15 protein-coding genes are annotated in these 14,259 nt (G+C 58.7%); 4 read left to right on the plus strand and 11 right to left on the minus strand.

Annotation, left to right across the window (positions count from 1 at the left end):
• The first annotated feature begins 172 nt into the window (after nt 1–172).
• Nucleotides 173–2,119, plus strand: coding sequence for an ABC transporter ATP-binding protein (locus EC9_RS01400; protein ID WP_145341739.1), 1,947 nt, complete (start codon nt 173–175; stop codon nt 2,117–2,119).
• Between the two features lie 31 nt (nt 2,120–2,150).
• Here EC9_RS01400 and EC9_RS01405 read toward each other — a convergent pair whose 3' ends face one another.
• From EC9_RS01405 to EC9_RS26335, 3 genes are read right to left on the minus strand one after another with little or no spacing between them, the layout of a single operon-like run.
• Nucleotides 2,151–2,753 (minus strand): AAA family ATPase, encoded by a 603-nt coding sequence (locus tag EC9_RS01405; protein ID WP_145341741.1) that lies wholly within the window; start codon nt 2,751–2,753, stop codon nt 2,151–2,153.
• Nucleotides 2,754–2,811: 58 nt separating this feature from the next.
• Entirely contained in the window at nt 2,812–3,822 is a 1,011-nt protein-coding gene (locus tag EC9_RS26330; protein ID WP_218934507.1) for a hypothetical protein, read from the minus strand.
• Nucleotides 3,819–3,959, minus strand: coding sequence for a hypothetical protein (locus EC9_RS26335; RefSeq protein WP_218934508.1), 141 nt, complete (start codon nt 3,957–3,959; stop codon nt 3,819–3,821). Before EC9_RS26335 ends, EC9_RS26330 begins: the two co-directional genes overlap by 4 nt.
• 88 nt (nt 3,960–4,047) lie before the next feature.
• On the opposite strand from EC9_RS26335, the gene EC9_RS26340 reads away from it, so the two are divergent.
• Nucleotides 4,048–4,998, plus strand: a complete 951-nt coding sequence (locus EC9_RS26340; protein ID WP_218934509.1) for a hypothetical protein — start codon at nt 4,048–4,050, stop codon at nt 4,996–4,998.
• 192 nt (nt 4,999–5,190) lie between these two features.
• The gene (locus EC9_RS01420; protein ID WP_218934510.1) at nt 5,191–5,478 is read left to right on the plus strand and encodes a pentapeptide repeat-containing protein; all 288 of its coding nucleotides are present in this window, start codon (nt 5,191–5,193) and stop codon (nt 5,476–5,478) included.
• Nucleotides 5,479–6,151: 673 nt separating this feature from the next.
• Here EC9_RS01420 and EC9_RS01425 read toward each other — a convergent pair.
• The 7 genes from EC9_RS01425 to EC9_RS01455 form a co-directional block, all read right to left on the minus strand.
• Nucleotides 6,152–6,862 carry a Crp/Fnr family transcriptional regulator gene (locus EC9_RS01425; RefSeq protein WP_145341745.1) on the minus strand — a complete coding sequence of 237 codons (711 nt, stop codon included), beginning with the start codon at nt 6,860–6,862 and terminating at the stop codon, nt 6,152–6,154.
• A 125-nt stretch (nt 6,863–6,987) separates the two neighbouring features.
• A complete protein-coding gene (locus EC9_RS01430; RefSeq protein ID WP_145341747.1) occupies nt 6,988–7,692 on the minus strand; it encodes an eL24 family ribosomal protein in 705 nt (234 codons plus the stop codon).
• Between the two features lie 260 nt (nt 7,693–7,952).
• Complete coding sequence (locus EC9_RS01435) at nt 7,953–8,213, minus strand: anti-sigma factor family protein (RefSeq protein WP_145341749.1); 261 nt, start codon at nt 8,211–8,213, stop codon at nt 7,953–7,955.
• Nucleotides 8,213–8,815, minus strand: a complete 603-nt coding sequence (locus EC9_RS01440; RefSeq protein ID WP_145341751.1) for a sigma-70 family RNA polymerase sigma factor — start codon at nt 8,813–8,815, stop codon at nt 8,213–8,215. Before EC9_RS01440 ends, EC9_RS01435 begins: the two co-directional genes overlap by 1 nt.
• Before the next feature lie 493 nt (nt 8,816–9,308).
• Nucleotides 9,309–9,995: a YqjF family protein gene (locus tag EC9_RS01445; protein ID WP_145341753.1), complete on the minus strand. Its 687-nt coding sequence runs from the start codon at nt 9,993–9,995 to the stop codon at nt 9,309–9,311.
• 229 nt (nt 9,996–10,224) lie between these two features.
• A complete protein-coding gene (locus EC9_RS01450; RefSeq protein ID WP_145341755.1) occupies nt 10,225–10,698 on the minus strand; it encodes a carboxypeptidase regulatory-like domain-containing protein in 474 nt (157 codons plus the stop codon).
• Nucleotides 10,699–10,799: 101 nt separating this feature from the next.
• Nucleotides 10,800–11,843 carry a DUF1559 domain-containing protein gene (locus EC9_RS01455; RefSeq protein WP_145341758.1) on the minus strand — a complete coding sequence of 348 codons (1,044 nt, stop codon included), beginning with the start codon at nt 11,841–11,843 and terminating at the stop codon, nt 10,800–10,802.
• Nucleotides 11,844–12,388: 545 nt separating this feature from the next.
• Between EC9_RS01455 and EC9_RS26345 the strand changes: the two genes are divergently transcribed.
• A complete protein-coding gene (locus EC9_RS26345) occupies nt 12,389–12,535 on the plus strand; it encodes a VOC family protein (protein WP_218934511.1) in 147 nt (48 codons plus the stop codon).
• Between the two features lie 107 nt (nt 12,536–12,642).
• On the opposite strand, the gene msrB is transcribed toward EC9_RS26345, so the two are convergent.
• The gene (gene msrB / locus EC9_RS01460; protein ID WP_218934512.1) at nt 12,643–13,788 is read right to left on the minus strand and encodes a peptide-methionine (R)-S-oxide reductase MsrB; all 1,146 of its coding nucleotides are present in this window, start codon (nt 13,786–13,788) and stop codon (nt 12,643–12,645) included.
• Nucleotides 13,789–14,259: the final 471 nt, after the last annotated feature.

A 14,259-nucleotide genomic window follows, 5' to 3' on the forward strand; every position in this document is an offset into this window, starting at 1 on the left:
ACACTCCGTTGCAATACGGCCCCTTTCGAAGTCTCGCTTCGTCGGAACCCTGAAAGCGATCCTCACCGCCGATCGGATGCTAGGGACCGATGCAGCGCAGGGGCTCGTTTTTTGCTGGCTCATCGCGTGCAGCCGACTTGTCATTTTACGGTAAAACGCATAACAATAGTTCATGCATCCAGAATCCTCACGCCAGCGTTTCGACCAGTACCGCCAAGAATTTCGAGAAAAACGAAGCTCCGGTGGCAATCCTCACTCGGCGAGTCCAAGCCCTCACAGCGATCGCGGCACCAACCGCCAGCGTTCCTTCTTCCAGTTGTTCACCGAATTTTGGGGGCTGTTGGGGCGATATCGCGGACGCGTGATCCTGGGGCTGGCGACGTTATCGGTGGCCACGCTGCTGCGTCTGGTCCCGCCGGCGGCGACTAAGTTGGCGATCGATTGCGTACTGACCGATCCGGCCAAACCGATGCCCGCTTTCCTGCAAGGGTTCGCCTGGCCCGAGGAGAAGATGTCGCTGCTGGTAGCGATCGCGCTGGGAGCCGCCTTTTTTACAGCTTGCGCCACGGTGATCCAATTGTGGGGCCGCTGGCTGGCGACGAAGACCGTCAATCAGGTTCAAATCTCGATCCGTCGCAAGGTCTTTGACCATGCGATCCGATTGCCCCTGACCCGAGTCTACAAACTGAAGAGCGGCGGAGCGGCGAGCCTGATCCGCGAGGATGCCGGCGGGATCGCCGACCTGATTTTCAGCATGTTGTACAACCCGTGGCGTGCGATCATTCAGTTCGTGGGCAGCTTGATCATCTTGATGTTGGTCGACTGGAAACTGATGCTCGGCGGGCTGCTGCTGTTGCCCGGCGTCTACATCACCCACCGCACCTGGATCAACCGGATCCGGCCGATGTTCAAAGACATCCGCAAGCAGCGGCAACACATCGACGCGGGAGCGACCGAAACGTTTGGCGGGATCCGCATCGTCCGCACCTTTGCTCGCGCCCGCAGCGAATCGAACCGCTTCGTCCGCGAGGGGACGATGCTGGTTCGGCAACAATTGTTCACATGGTGGTGGAGCCGCGCGATCGAGATTATTTGGGAGGTCGTGATTCCGCTGGCGTCGACGGGGCTGCTGCTGTACGGCGGTTCGCAGATCATCAACGGCGAACTCACTCTCGGCGATCTGATGATGTTCCTGGTCTATCTGACGATGCTGTTGGACCCGATCGCCGCGCTAGCCGGCAGCGCGGTCACGTTCCAGAACAACCTGGCGGGACTCGATCGCGTGCTGGACGTTTTGGAAAGCCCACGCGAGCTGCCGACCAATCCGACGGCGGTCAGTCTGCGGAAAGAAGAGGTTGCCGGTGCGATCACGTTGGAAAACGTCGGCTTCCACTATCCCGATACCGAATCGATGGTCCTTCAGGACGTTTGTTTGGAGATCCAGCCTGGGCAGACGGTCGCGTTGGTCGGACGCAGCGGCGCCGGGAAGACGACGCTGACGAATCTGATCGCCCGGTTTTACGATCCCGTTTCCGGCGCGATCCGTTTGGATGGCCGCGACCTGCGCGACATTCGTTTAGAGAGTTTTCGCAAGCTGCTGGGGATCGTCGAACAAGATGTCTTTCTGTTCGACGGGACGATCCGCGACAACATCGGTTACGCCCGACGCGATGCTTCGCTGGCCGAAGTGCAAGCGGCGGCGCAGGCGGCTGCGGCTGCGGAGTTTATCGAAAAGCTGCCCGAAGGCTACGAGAGCTGGATCGGCGAACGGGGCGTCAAGCTGAGCGGAGGCCAGCGACAACGGCTGGCGATCGCTCGAGCGATCCTCGCCGATCCGAAGATCTTGATCCTGGACGAAGCGACCAGCAATCTCGACAGCGAAAGCGAACGACTGATCCAAGACAGTCTCGGCTACCTTCTGCAGAACCGGACCTCGATCGTGATCGCTCACCGCTTGAGTACGATCATCCATGCCGACAAGATCGTGGTGATGGAAGAGGGACGCGTCGTGCAAGTCGGCACGCACCAAGAACTGATGTCGCAAAACGGTCGCTACCAAGAAATGGTCCATCTGCAGATGCAACCGATGCCGCACGCCAATGGCCAGCCGACACCGTAAGCAGATCGCGATCTTTCACTGGCGGTGTCGATTAGCAGTTGAGAATCTGTTCGACAGCCAAGTCGTCGACCCAGTGGTCCATCCAGCGGCGGATCGTTCGGGAAGAGACGCGATGCGTGCTGCGGCTGATCCGAGACAGTTCGTCGGCCCAGGCGTCTAACACGGGATCGGTCGCCGGTCGGTAACGCATTAGCACGCGGATCTCGTTCCACCAAGGGGATTCGGGCTCGCACAACGCGATCTTGTACCCCGCCTGATCGGCCAGTTGGGCGTAGATCTTTGATTCGGGATTCCGTCCGTTGCCGCGATCGATCACGATCGGCGAGATGCGTTTCGCCAGGGCATCGCGGAACGCATCGAGCGTCCATTGCCGCGCGGTCTCCAATCGATCGGGGGCAAAACTGTAGTGTTCGGGGCCCGGTTTTTCGCCTTGAAAGTACGCATCGGTTTCGATCACGATGCCATCGGCGCCGGCGATCCGACGCGCTGTCGTACTCTTCCCACACGAAGGCAAACCTCGCATCAGATAAACGATCGGTCGCCCCGCCGCCTGTTCCGCGGATCGATCCGTCGCCGAGAGCGGTCGGCCTGCGACCGCTCGAATCCGTTCATCGATATCGTTGTTACTTTGCACTGGTTTGCTTCGTCGGGAAATAAACAAGAGGATTTAGCTCGTCTTCAAGAGCCGAGGTTTAGTAGCCACCAGTCGGGAGATCCTTGCCTCCGCCCGAACCTCCATGTTTGTGTGCCTTGAGGAAATTCAAGACGTTGCGACGGTAGTCGTTCCCTCGGTCGCTGGTGTTGCGCCAGTATTCGTCGCCACCGTCAGAACCGCCGTCGGAGCCACCTTTTTTGTGATCCTTGTCGCCATCGGATCCACCGTCGCTACCGCCATCGCTACCACCGTCGGAGCCACCTTTCATGGAGTCCTTGCCGCCGTCGGATCCACCGTCGCTACCGCCATCGGAACGTCCGTCAGATCCACCGTCGCTACCGCCATCGGAGCCTCCGTCAGATCCGCCGTCGCTACCTCCGTCGGAGCCACCATCAGATCCGCCGTCGCTACCTCCGTCGGATCCGCCTTTCGTGTAGTCCTTGCCGCCATCGGAGCCGCCATCGCTACCTCCGTCGGAACCTCCATCGGAGCCTCCGTCAGATCCTCCGTCAGATCCTCCGTCGGAGCCACCGTCGGAGCCACCATCGGATCCGCCGTCGCTACCTCCGTCGGAGCCGCCTTTCGTGTAGTCCTTGCCGCGGTCGGATCCACCGTCGCTACCGCCATCGGAACCTCCGTCGCTACCGCCATCGGAACCTCCGTCGCTACCGCCATCGGAGCCACCATCAGATCCGCCATCGCTGCCTCCGTCAGAGCCACCATCAGATCCGCCGTCGCTACCTCCATCGGAGCCGCCTTTCATGTCGTCCTTGCCGCCATCGGAGCCGCCATCGGACCCACCGTCGCTACCACCGTCGCTACCACCGTCAGAACCTCCGTCGGATCCACCATCGGATCCACCATCGGATCCACCATCGGATCCACCATCGGATCCACCATCGGATCCACCATCGGATCCACCATCGGATCCACCATCGGATCCACCATCGGATCCACCATCGGATCCACCATCGGATCCACCATCGGATCCACCATCGGATCCACCATCGGATCCACCATCGCTACCTCCATCGGAGCCGCCTTTCATGTAGTCCTTGCCGCCATCGGATCCACCGTCGCTACCGCCATCGGAACCTCCATCGGAACCTCCATCGGAACCTCCATCAGATCCTCCATCAGATCCTCCATCAGATCCTCCATCAGATCCGCCATCAGATCCGCCATCAGATCCGCCGTTCATCGGGGGATCAACCATGGGAGGATCGACAACTACGGGTGGTTCTTCAGCTACCGGTGGATCGGCGACCGGTGGTTGGTCAACCACGGGGGGATCGACGACCACTGGCGGCTCTTCAGCTACCGGTGGCTCTTCGACAGGTGGTTGGCCAACCATAGGAGGATCGACGACCACGGGTGGCTCTTCAGCTACCGGCGGTTCGACGACAGGTGGGTGATTAACCACGGGGGGATCGACGACCACAGGTGGCTCTTGAGCTACCGGCGGTTCGACGACAGGTGGGTAAGCAACCACGGGAGGATCGACGACCACGGGCGGCTCTTCAGCTACCGGTGGATCGACGACGGGCGGGTGATCAACCACGGGGGGATCGACGACGACTGGCGGCTCTTCAGCTACCGGTGGTTCGACGATGGGTGGGGGATCAACCATGGGAGGATCGACAACTACGGGTGGTTCTTCAGCTACCGGTGGATCGGCGACCGGTGGTTGGTCAACCACGGGGGGATCGACGACCACTGGCGGCTCTTCAGCTACCGGCGGTTCGACAACCGGTGGGTGATCTACCATCGGGGGATCGACGACTACTGGCGGCTCTTCAGCTACCGGCGGTTCGACGACGGGCGGGTGATCAACCACGGGGGGATCGACAACCACGGGCGGCTCTTCAGCTACCGGCGGGTCGACGACGGGTGGGTGATCAACCACGGGGGGATCGACGACTACGGGCGGTTCTTCAGCTACCGGTGGTTCGACAACCGGCGGTTCGACGACGACCGGTGGTGTGGGGTTGAGGATGTCGGAAACGAGTACGGTCTGATCGCTGAAGCGGAGGGCTTCGACAGATCGGATCAGGTCATCGCCATCGGGACCGCTGATCTGCAGCGTGCCGTTGCCGAGGTCGACGATCGAATAGTCGTCGCGGTTGCCGCTGAAGTCGGCGAGGTCGTTCCCTTCGCCGCCGTCGATCAGGTCATCGCCAAGACCGCCTTGCAGGACATCGTTTCCGGCACCTCCCTTCACTAGGTCGTCACCCTCTTCGCCCTTGAGCAGGTCGGCACCTTCGCCTCCTTCGAGCTTGTCATCGCCAGCTCCGCCCTTGATCAGATCGTCGCCACTGCCGCCGTCGATCGTGTCATTGCCAGCGCCACCCTTGAGCAGATCCGATCCCGCGTTGCCATCGATCGTGTCGGCATCTTCACCGCCGACCAGCAAGTCGTGTCCGTCGGTCCCGTCGATCGAATTAATGACATCATCCTGACCGGCATCATCCTGACCGGCATCGTCCTGACCGGCATCGTCCTGACCGGCATCGTCCTGACCAGCATCATCCTGACCAGCATCATCCTGACCGGCGTCATCCTGACCGGCGTCATCCTGACCGGCGTCATCCTGACCGGCGTCATCCTGACCGGCGTCATCCTGACCGGCGTCATCCTGTCCAGCGTCATCCTGTCCAGCGTCGTCGAAGATATCGCATGCGTCGTCGCCCTCTTTGCCGAATAAATCGTGGCCGCTGGCACCACAGCCGTGGCCACCATCGCTGCCACACGAAGGCATGTCATCGTTGGGTTCGGGCATGTCTTGGTCGACGATATCGCCAGCGTTTCCGCATGAAGCCGACATCAGCAACATCGGCTCAGTCGTTTCGGTGCCGTCGCCGAGTGCACGCGGTTTCGGAAGCTCGGGAGCTTCGGTTGCGTTGGAGATATTTCCGAGATAGAGATTTTTGATGGACTGAACGAACCGCTTCATATTGTTTTGCCCTTGAACTCGATTGAGATAGACGCTGATTGGATTAGGCATCGCGGTATTCGATCGAGCGCCCGCCTGGACGCACCCCGCATCAAATGAACCCGCTACGGTGAACGCTAGGTTTCGTTCCACGGCTAGGAGCGATGCGGGGAATCGGTTCGGCTTGAGAAAATAATTGCCCATCGCTGCGATCAGCCGAACCGTCTCAAATCTGCCTGGACAAACTAGGGTGGGCCGCGGAAGGGCCAAGATTACCTGGGGTTCACCGCGTCTCAACATGAAGAAGGACCGTCACGTCGGGCGTTCCCATCGAGACGTCCCGCTGCACCCCTTCTCGAAAAACTTGCTAAACGCACGTTTTTCGGCCCTTTCTGCTTCGCTGGGCAGGTGAAGTGCGGGCTGCCGCCGGCAGCGGGGGGCGGTTTCAGGTGAGCAGTTGGTAGGGGATTTTGCGCTGCACGGTTTGCGAGAGTCGCTGCGGGTCGGTCAGTACGATCTTGCGGCGGCCGACGTGGATGAAACCTTCGGCACGCAGTTGGCCCAGCAGGATCGTGACGGTTTCTCGCGTGCTGCCTAGGAGGTTGGCGATCTCCTGGTGGGCGAGGTTGATCCGCAGCCGGATCCCATCGTCGGCGACCGCTCCAAATTGTTCGGCGAGGTCGAGGAGCAGATGGATCAGTCGGTCGCGGTTGGAAAGGAATAACAAGTTCTTTAGTCGGCGTTCGATTCGGCTGCGTCGCAAGCCGATCATTTTTGTGATGGCAAACGCGACGCCGCCGTGCTGCGACATCAACTCTTGCAGTTCGATCGCAGGAATCATTACCACCGTCGCCGCCTCGACCGCTTCGACGTATTCCTCGCGCGCCGCATCGGCAAACAACGCCAACTCGCCAAACAATTCCCCTGGCTCGACAAACGCCAAAATCGATTGCTTGCCATCGGGGGTGTGGTTGCAGACTTTGACCAATCCCTTGGTCAACAGGAACACGCTGTCCGCTTTTTCGCTGGGAAGGTAGATCGGGCTGCGGGCTCGAAACGAACGCGAGCGACTGCGCATTTCGAGCCGCTCGATCTGTTCGGGCAGAAGCCGAGCGAAGAGGTCACAGTTTTTCAGGTGCCACATTTTATTAGGCATCGCCGTGTCCTTTCGTTGTTTGCAGCACGAGAAGATCGGGGAAAGTTCGCGGAGGTTCGCAAACCTTCCCTAGATAGACGCGTGAACATCGGTTACCTCACACACGAAAGCTGGAACTTCGCCAGCTAATTCAGCGGTGCATTGTTAGGAACGGCGTATTTGGCTGGATTGGCGAGGAACATTTTCCGTTGGTCGTCGCTCGGGAAGAGGTACCGCAGGCCTTGGTGGACAGTCGCGATTTCCGGCTTTCCTGGTACATCCTGCTGCATCTCGACGCGGCAAACCGAACAGAGGCCGTTCATCGCAAGATCGATGTTGGCGTATTTTTTCGGGTCGGCTCGGAAGGCTGCTTTTTGCTCCTCGCCAGGAAACAGGAACAAACGGCCGCCGTAGAGGGCCGAGTGCTGGACCGTGCCAGGCATCCGCTGTGACATGTTGACCGAGCAAACGGTGCAGTCGCCGCCCAGTGCGGGGACGTACTTCGCGGGGTCGGCTAGGAAAACCTGCTTCTGCTCTTCGCCAGGGAACAGATAGGTCTTCCCGTCGTAGTTCGCCTGGAACTGCGTCGTTCCACGAACCCACTTCTTCATGTCGATCACGCAAACCGGGCAATAGCCATCCATCGCGATCTTTGCCTGTGCCATCCGACTCTGGCTGCCTCCCGCTGGCGGTTGAGCTGCGCGGCTTTGGCTGCCACCACTCGCTGCGGGGGGAGTTGGCCGGGGGGCTCGCGTTCCCGATTGCGCATCGGCTTGAGGGGCGATGATGAGGCAGGTCGATAGGGTTGTGGCGGTCAGGAGCGATCGAAGGCGGGGGCGTTGATGCAGCATGAAAAAGGCTTCCTTGAGGTGAGAGGGTGGTTTTCAGGAACGGTGACGTTTCCGGGGGGGAGGACGGGGGGAGGCGGAGATCCTTACAGCGAGTGGAGATTTTTTTGACGGCTAGGTGAGGGCATCGCGCGTGAGGGCCTATCAGCGAGAAGGGGGGCCGCGCAGATTAAGATTCGTCACCCTTGAATAGCAAGGTTACGAACAGCAATTGGAAGGCGTGAGGCGCGGAGAGGGGGGCGAGAAGAGAAACTCGAGCTGGATCAGTCGTTGCGGGCTGCGATCGCTTGTTTGATCCGCTGGCGAGCTTCTGAAGAGAGCTTCGCTTTTGCGACGCTGCGATCGTTGTCGAGCTCTGCCACATGTTGCTGTGTGCGGCGATGCAGCGCAACGGTGTCGCGACGAAATGCGGCGCACAGCCGACAGAGTCGTAGATGCATCCACAGCTCGACCCGCTGACGAAACGTTAGCTTGGTTTCGAGCGATTCGGAGACGAGCTTGGAGATTTCTTTGCAGCTGAACATTATCGCGTGTCCACTTGGTCCCTGTCTTGGTTCCAGCGAGTTTTCATGCACTGCGCCAGGCGAACACGCGCCCGATGGAGCAAGACCCAGAGGTTCGACGGAGTGATCGCAAGTTCCTTACAAATTTCTTCGGTTCCCAGCTCTTCCATCTCCCGCAACGTAAACGCATCGGCCTGATTCGCTGGCAATCGATGCAGGCACTGACGCAGGATCGGCCAGAATTCCTCCCGTTCGAGCGAATCGAGTGGTTGCATGAGGGTTGATCGCACGCTTTTCTTCCAGTGGCCGCTGCGATCGAACATTTGGTCGATGGGATCGCCGCCGTCATCATCGATCAGGTTCTCGGTTCGCTGGCGAACGCGAATCAGATCGATGACCTTGCGTTTTAAGATGCCGGTCAACCAACCCCGCTCGGAGCCTTTGCCGGAGAACTGATGCACATGCTCCAAGCCGGCCAGGAACGTCTGCTGCACCACCTCTTCAGCCGCTTCAGCATTCCGCAGCCGCGAGACTGCGTATCGAAACAAATAATCACCATGTTCGTCGACCCAGTCCGCAGGGCGGAGCGGTGCATCGGGGGCAGGCTCTGCAGGAATGTCCATGAATCTCAAACCGTGAATAGATGATCGCCAACAAGCTTTCTTATTGAACGCGATCCAGGTCCGCCGCGATGTGATCCAGCTCACGGTTCGTAGGCATCATAAGCTAAAAGGGTGGTGGGTGCTTCATTTTCAGGCGACAGGATGTCGGCGTCCCACGCGTTTTTCGGCAGCTGTCAACGAACCGACATCGGATCCGCGATGATCCTAGCCACACGCGACTTCAGCACCAACCTGGTACCTGAGTTTCTCGCAGCTTCCGTTTGGGGGCACGCTCGAGAGCCGGATTGCCAGAGCCATCGTCCCGCATGAGCTGGAAGACCTTCTGGGCTTGCCGTGGTTTAAAGGCAATACCGTTCAAAGAAGGAGCCTCGGTCCGTCGCAAGAATTAGCGGCGTGATGTAGTGGACGAGGTTACGAGTTCCAGCGATTTGGTCTGATGCATGCAAAAGGACTCGTCGCCTCGTCCACTACGCTTCGTTGAACGGTATTGGGTTTAAAGGTAGCTCGGGAAGGAGACCGAAACGGGAGAACCTTCGGCATATTGGACGTTGGTGGGCGGCTGTGTATTGAGGAATGCAAACGCATCGCCGTAGGTCGCTGCAAAGTCGACGTCGATTTCAAAATCATCGATTTGGCAACATCGCCACTGCGGATGTCGTACCTCGTACTGAAGTGTTCGCCGCGGACCTTGAGAGTATCCCCAGTAATGCTCGGTTATGAATTCGCCAAGCGAGCCGGCGGGAGGAAGGGCGAGTTCGGAATCGATGTTCGCGGAGAACCGGTTGTGCGACGCGTTTTGCCACGAGTACCAATGCTGATTGGGTTCGTTGCAGTGGTCCATTGGCAACGCGGCGTAGTTCTCGTGAAAGAAGTTGTTTGCGATCAACGGAATGATCCGCTTCGGGACGAGTTCCTTAATAAAGGTGACAGCCCGAATCGATGGGTTGTTTTTGGGGGAGACGTAGAACCGCAGATTCACCTCTTCGAAACGCCGATGGAAGGGAATCGGGATGCCAACAAGACGCGTCTCTTCAAACATGAAGGCGACAAGGCTGACGTAGACCCGACCCTCGAACGCGTCGATTTGAGTTCCCTTGGGAACGAACGGTTCCAGAACGGATGCCTGCACGTTGTAGTTGGCGAGTAGAAGATGCTTCCACTGAGCCGACAGGAACTTCATGGGCGTCTCGCTTGATACATCATCTGGCGGGGGCGAATCGCACGGCCTCGGTTCGCGGGAACCGAGGCGTTCGGATTGCCATAGGGGCGTTGCTGCACCGATGGCAGGGAGATGTATCTTAGCGTCTGTCGCCACCGATGTGGCGAGGAGTCGACGAGCGTGCCGACTGATGCCTCAAGTTAAAACATTGGATGGCCCTGAGCGAGCGGAGGGCATTGGGAGGCCGAGATCAATCATCCGTTAGATCGAAATTGATTTCGTTGGGGCCGGTGGCAACGGTCGCTTCCAGGCCGCTCGTTGTGGGGCGACTGTAGCGTTCGGGGACCAGGTACTTTGGTTTCTGTGGGGCGGCCTGTTGTTGTTGCCCTGAGTAGTTCGGGTCGTCTTCGGTCAGCATCGCGTTTTCGAGCTTTTCGCGTTTGACGACGGTCACTTGGTAGTCGCCAATTTTTGTTCCTCCCGGGATGCTGGCCGAACTCAATTGGTAGCGGCCGTCTGGGGCGGTCTTGCCAACGGCACTGAAGCCCGCTTGGGAGCGAAAGGTGACCACCGCGTCGGCAACGGGGCTGCCTTGATACGTGACAACTCCTTCGACGGCAGCCGCATCGTCGGGGAGGCCGTCGGATCCACAGCCTGTCATCATCGCCAGTGCGAAAGTTGCTGTGATCGCTGCGCTGTTATTTGCTAATTTTTTAAAATTCATCGTTTGGGACACTTATAAAAATTCGCAAGCCAGCCACTGGTGGGCTGGCTTGCGAGTGGAATGGGGGTGGAAACGAAAGGGTTTAGGGGGCAGGGGACGGTTTAGATTCCCACAGTCGGTTCACCGCCCGCTTTGCTACCCATGGCGCCCCAGACACCGTAGGGGCTGAGCCCATTGGTTTGTTCCGGTTGGCTGAGGTCACCGGTGTCGATCGTTTCGGCAACGAAGTGGGTGGAGCCGTCGGCGCGCAATGTCATCACGCCGCCAGGATGGTTGCTGGTCGGGGCGATCACCGAGCTGACGCTGTCTCCGCTGTCGCTGGATCCAGATGCGTCGGTACAACTGGCCGAGTTGGGGGGCAGTACCGTGTTAAAACCAGCCCGTTCGGCTTGGCCATCGGCCAGCCACCATCCGCCACGTCCTTTAACGGCGCTGGCATCCAAATAGAACCTGCCATCGGTTTCCGCCAGGCAGTTCAGTGGGCTCAGGCGGATATCCGCGACGCCAACGGCCACACCTTCCGTTACTCGGATGGTTCCGGTTCGGGTCCCTCGGCTGTATTCGTTCACCTTCCGTTCGGCCATTGCAATCGTGTTGCTGGTGCCGTCGATGATGTCGCGAAATCGGCTGCCGTCGCGTTTGGCAAAGACGCCGCGGACCGAGGTCGCATCGCGGGTGCTTCCCATTTGGTCGCCGACGCTGAATCGATAGTTAAAGTGATTGGTCAGATTGCCGGAGTAGTTGTCCGATGGGCAACGCAGCATGTCGGGAGCGACGTTCCAGGGGGTCCAGGATTCCCAGGTGCCGCCGCCGAACGGAGGCTTGGTGCCATCGCCCGCAGCGATTTGGTCGTACATGGGCCCTTGTTCGTAGAACGGCATCAGCGGAATCAGTCCGTTCAAGCGTCCGTAGTTTTGGACGGTGCCGCTGGTTGTTCCGGTCGCCCGGGGGACAAAGCTGCCATGGGTGTCGTGGTAGTTGTGCAGTGCAAGGCCGAGTTGTTTCATGCTGTTCGAGCACTGCATCCGGCGGGCCGCTTCGCGCGCGGCTTGGACGGCGGGCAGCAACAGGCCAACCAGGATGCCGATGATCGCGATCACGACAAGAAGTTCAACGAGTGTAAAGGCAGAGCGAGATTGTTTCATGAAATGAATGCCAAAAGAGGTAAGGGAATGAAACGGCGCAAAATTTAGCGCTCGCGAAAATGGGAAGAACTCGAATGCACTGCAACACGATTGCGGTCGCACGTATGCTTTCGCAAGGCATCGGGGGGGGGGAGCGTGCACTGAATGCACGCAAGAATGCTTGCAACGGTCGTTTATCTTCCTGAGCGAATATATTCTAGAAACCACTGCTGTTACTGCAATTGTCAGTGTGGAGTTGCGTTTGTGGCTGTTTGGGTGGGTTTTTTCTGGGATTCTGGTTGGTGGCCGATGGCCAGGTTCGTTCGGTTGGCCTCGTTAGGGGCAGCATTGTGTCGATGCGGTGCGGGCTGCCGATTTCATGTGCCTTCCCTAATGTTGGTTTAGTGGGGGGAGGGATCAGCGGCGTTGCGTCGAAGTCGGTGTACTGTTTTCAGTCCCGATTCGCTTTGTGGATACGATGTTGATCGCCGCGTTTGTCAGTCGACTGCTTGCGTAGGGATCCCCCACGAGACGACTTCAGAATCAAAGCTTGCGGAAACAATGCGATGCAGATTGCACAAAAGATCACTCCATCTTTGTCTTTTGAAAACCAGGCCGAAGAGGCGGCAAGCTGCGATGTGTCGGGCATTCCCCGACTCGAAAATCGTGCGGGTCTTGAAGCACTCGACCGAAGGCAACGTGTTGACCGTTGATTTCGAATTGGCGGGGATGGCGTTTGTCGCTCTTAACGTGGCCTAAGCGTACAGTCTTAACGTTTCTGTGTTCATCGAACGGCTTCCTGGAATCCGGCGGGGTGAGACTAGAACGACTCTGCAAATTCGGAGTATCCCTGGGCTTCGAGTTCGTCGGATGGGATGAACCGGAGGGCGGCGGAGTTCAGGCAGTACCGCAGTCCGGTCGGTTCGGGGCCGTCGCTGAAAACATGTCCCAGGTGCGAATTGCCATGTTTGGAACGGACCTCGGTCCGCCGCAGGAACAGCTTGTAATCGGTCTGTTCTAAAACGTTGTCGTTGACCAGCGGTCGGGTGAACGAAGGCCAACCGGTCCCTGATTTGAATTTGTCCTGGGAGCTGAACAATGGCTCGCCGGAGGCGACGTCGACATAGATCCCCGCCTGTTTGTTATCCCAGTAGGTGTTCTTGAATGGCGGTTCGGTGGCGTCCTGTTGCGTGACGCGGTACTGCAAATCGGTCAGTTTGTCGCGCAGCACCGTTTCGCTGGGCCGCGGGTAACGGCTGCTGGAGTCTGCCGAGTCGGTGCTCTCAGGAGCGATGGCCTTTGTTTTGGGGTGGTAGTTGCGGTCGTCTCCCCAAGCGGCATCGATAAACTCGTCGCGTCCCGACATCCGGCGGTAGAAGTTGTAGCGCAGCGGATTCTGCTTGTAGTAGTCTTGGTGGTAGTCTTCGGCCAAGTAGAAAGTCGAAGCGTCTTGGATTGGCGTGACGATCTCCTTTTCGAAACGTCCCGATTCGACAAGCTGTTGCTTCGACGCGCTGGCTTGTTCGCGTTGATTGTCGTTGGCGACGAAGATCGCCGACGTGTACGATTTGCCTTGATCGACGAACTGACCGTAGCGATCGGTCGGGTCGATGTTCCGCCAGAAAATTTCCAGCAGATCCAAGTACGCGATTTGGTTTGCATCAAAGGTCACGCGGACCGCTTCGACATGTCCGGTGTCGGTATGCGAAACCTCCTCGTACGTCGGGTTTTTCTTATGGCCGCCAGTGTAGCCCGATTCAGCGGCGATCACGCCGGCCTGCTTTTCGAAGGGGGGCTCCATGCACCAAAAGCAGCCGCCAGCGAATATAGCGGTTTCGATTTTTGCGTTGGCTGCGATTTCTGGCATCTGGTGGGGGCTGTTCCGGTCGCTAGCGACTAACCAAACCGAAAACCCGGCGATCGCCAGCAGTGGTATCAATAAGAAAAAGGTGCGTTGTTTCGTCACGACGAATCTCCCAAACAAAGGCTAGGTACTGTCTGCACCCTAGTGGGACGGAGCTGTCACCGATTTCTTACGTAAAATCTTGGAGAACTGTCGCAGAGTTGTTCTGCCGGGGGGCTTTCGGGTGCGCAAGTCGCGGTCAACAAGCAAAGCCCTGCAGAGGGGCGATGGTGTCGCCCTATCGAGAACTCCCGCAGGGGCTTCGGCCAACCTTTCCTGCAACCGTCGTCGCAGGATTTGAGCGACCGTCACTCCAGTCGCAATCGTTTCATGGGGATGCCCCTCTCTTCGTCTCTCGTGAAGATGGGTAAATGCTGCCCGCGAATGGTGCCAGTCACGCGAATGAATCTCGACCATTGTCGAGCCCAGAGTATTGGCGCTATTGGCGTGATTCGTAGGTAATCTTAATTCTGTTAGGGCTGGTGGTTTGGTCTTCCCGCAAATGGCGCCAATCAGGCGAATGGGAAACGCCGA

This window comes from Rosistilla ulvae (assembly GCF_007741475.1).
In the GTDB taxonomy this organism is placed as follows: Bacteria; Planctomycetota; Planctomycetia; order Pirellulales; family Pirellulaceae; genus Rosistilla; species Rosistilla ulvae.

Coding starts and splice junctions, on each gene's coding strand:
- EC9_RS26330 (WP_218934507.1), bottom strand. CDS start 3,822: ATGAAAGGCGGCTCCGATGGAGGTAGCGATGGTGGATCCGATGGTGGA.
- EC9_RS01430 (WP_145341747.1), bottom strand. CDS start 7,692: ATGCTGCATCAACGCCCCCGCCTTCGATCGCTCCTGACCGCCACAACC.
- EC9_RS01455 (WP_145341758.1), bottom strand. CDS start 11,843: ATGAAACAATCTCGCTCTGCCTTTACACTCGTTGAACTTCTTGTCGTG.
- EC9_RS26335 (WP_218934508.1), bottom strand. CDS start 3,959: ATGGCGGATCTGATGGCGGATCTGATGGAGGATCTGATGGAGGATCTG.
- EC9_RS01400 (WP_145341739.1), top strand. CDS start 173: ATGCATCCAGAATCCTCACGCCAGCGTTTCGACCAGTACCGCCAAGAA.
- EC9_RS01425 (WP_145341745.1), bottom strand. CDS start 6,862: ATGCCTAATAAAATGTGGCACCTGAAAAACTGTGACCTCTTCGCTCGG.
- EC9_RS01450 (WP_145341755.1), bottom strand. CDS start 10,698: ATGAATTTTAAAAAATTAGCAAATAACAGCGCAGCGATCACAGCAACT.
- EC9_RS01435 (WP_145341749.1), bottom strand. CDS start 8,213: ATGTTCAGCTGCAAAGAAATCTCCAAGCTCGTCTCCGAATCGCTCGAA.
- EC9_RS01445 (WP_145341753.1), bottom strand. CDS start 9,995: ATGAAGTTCCTGTCGGCTCAGTGGAAGCATCTTCTACTCGCCAACTAC.
- EC9_RS01440 (WP_145341751.1), bottom strand. CDS start 8,815: ATGGACATTCCTGCAGAGCCTGCCCCCGATGCACCGCTCCGCCCTGCG.
- EC9_RS26345 (WP_218934511.1), top strand. CDS start 12,389: ATGCAGATTGCACAAAAGATCACTCCATCTTTGTCTTTTGAAAACCAG.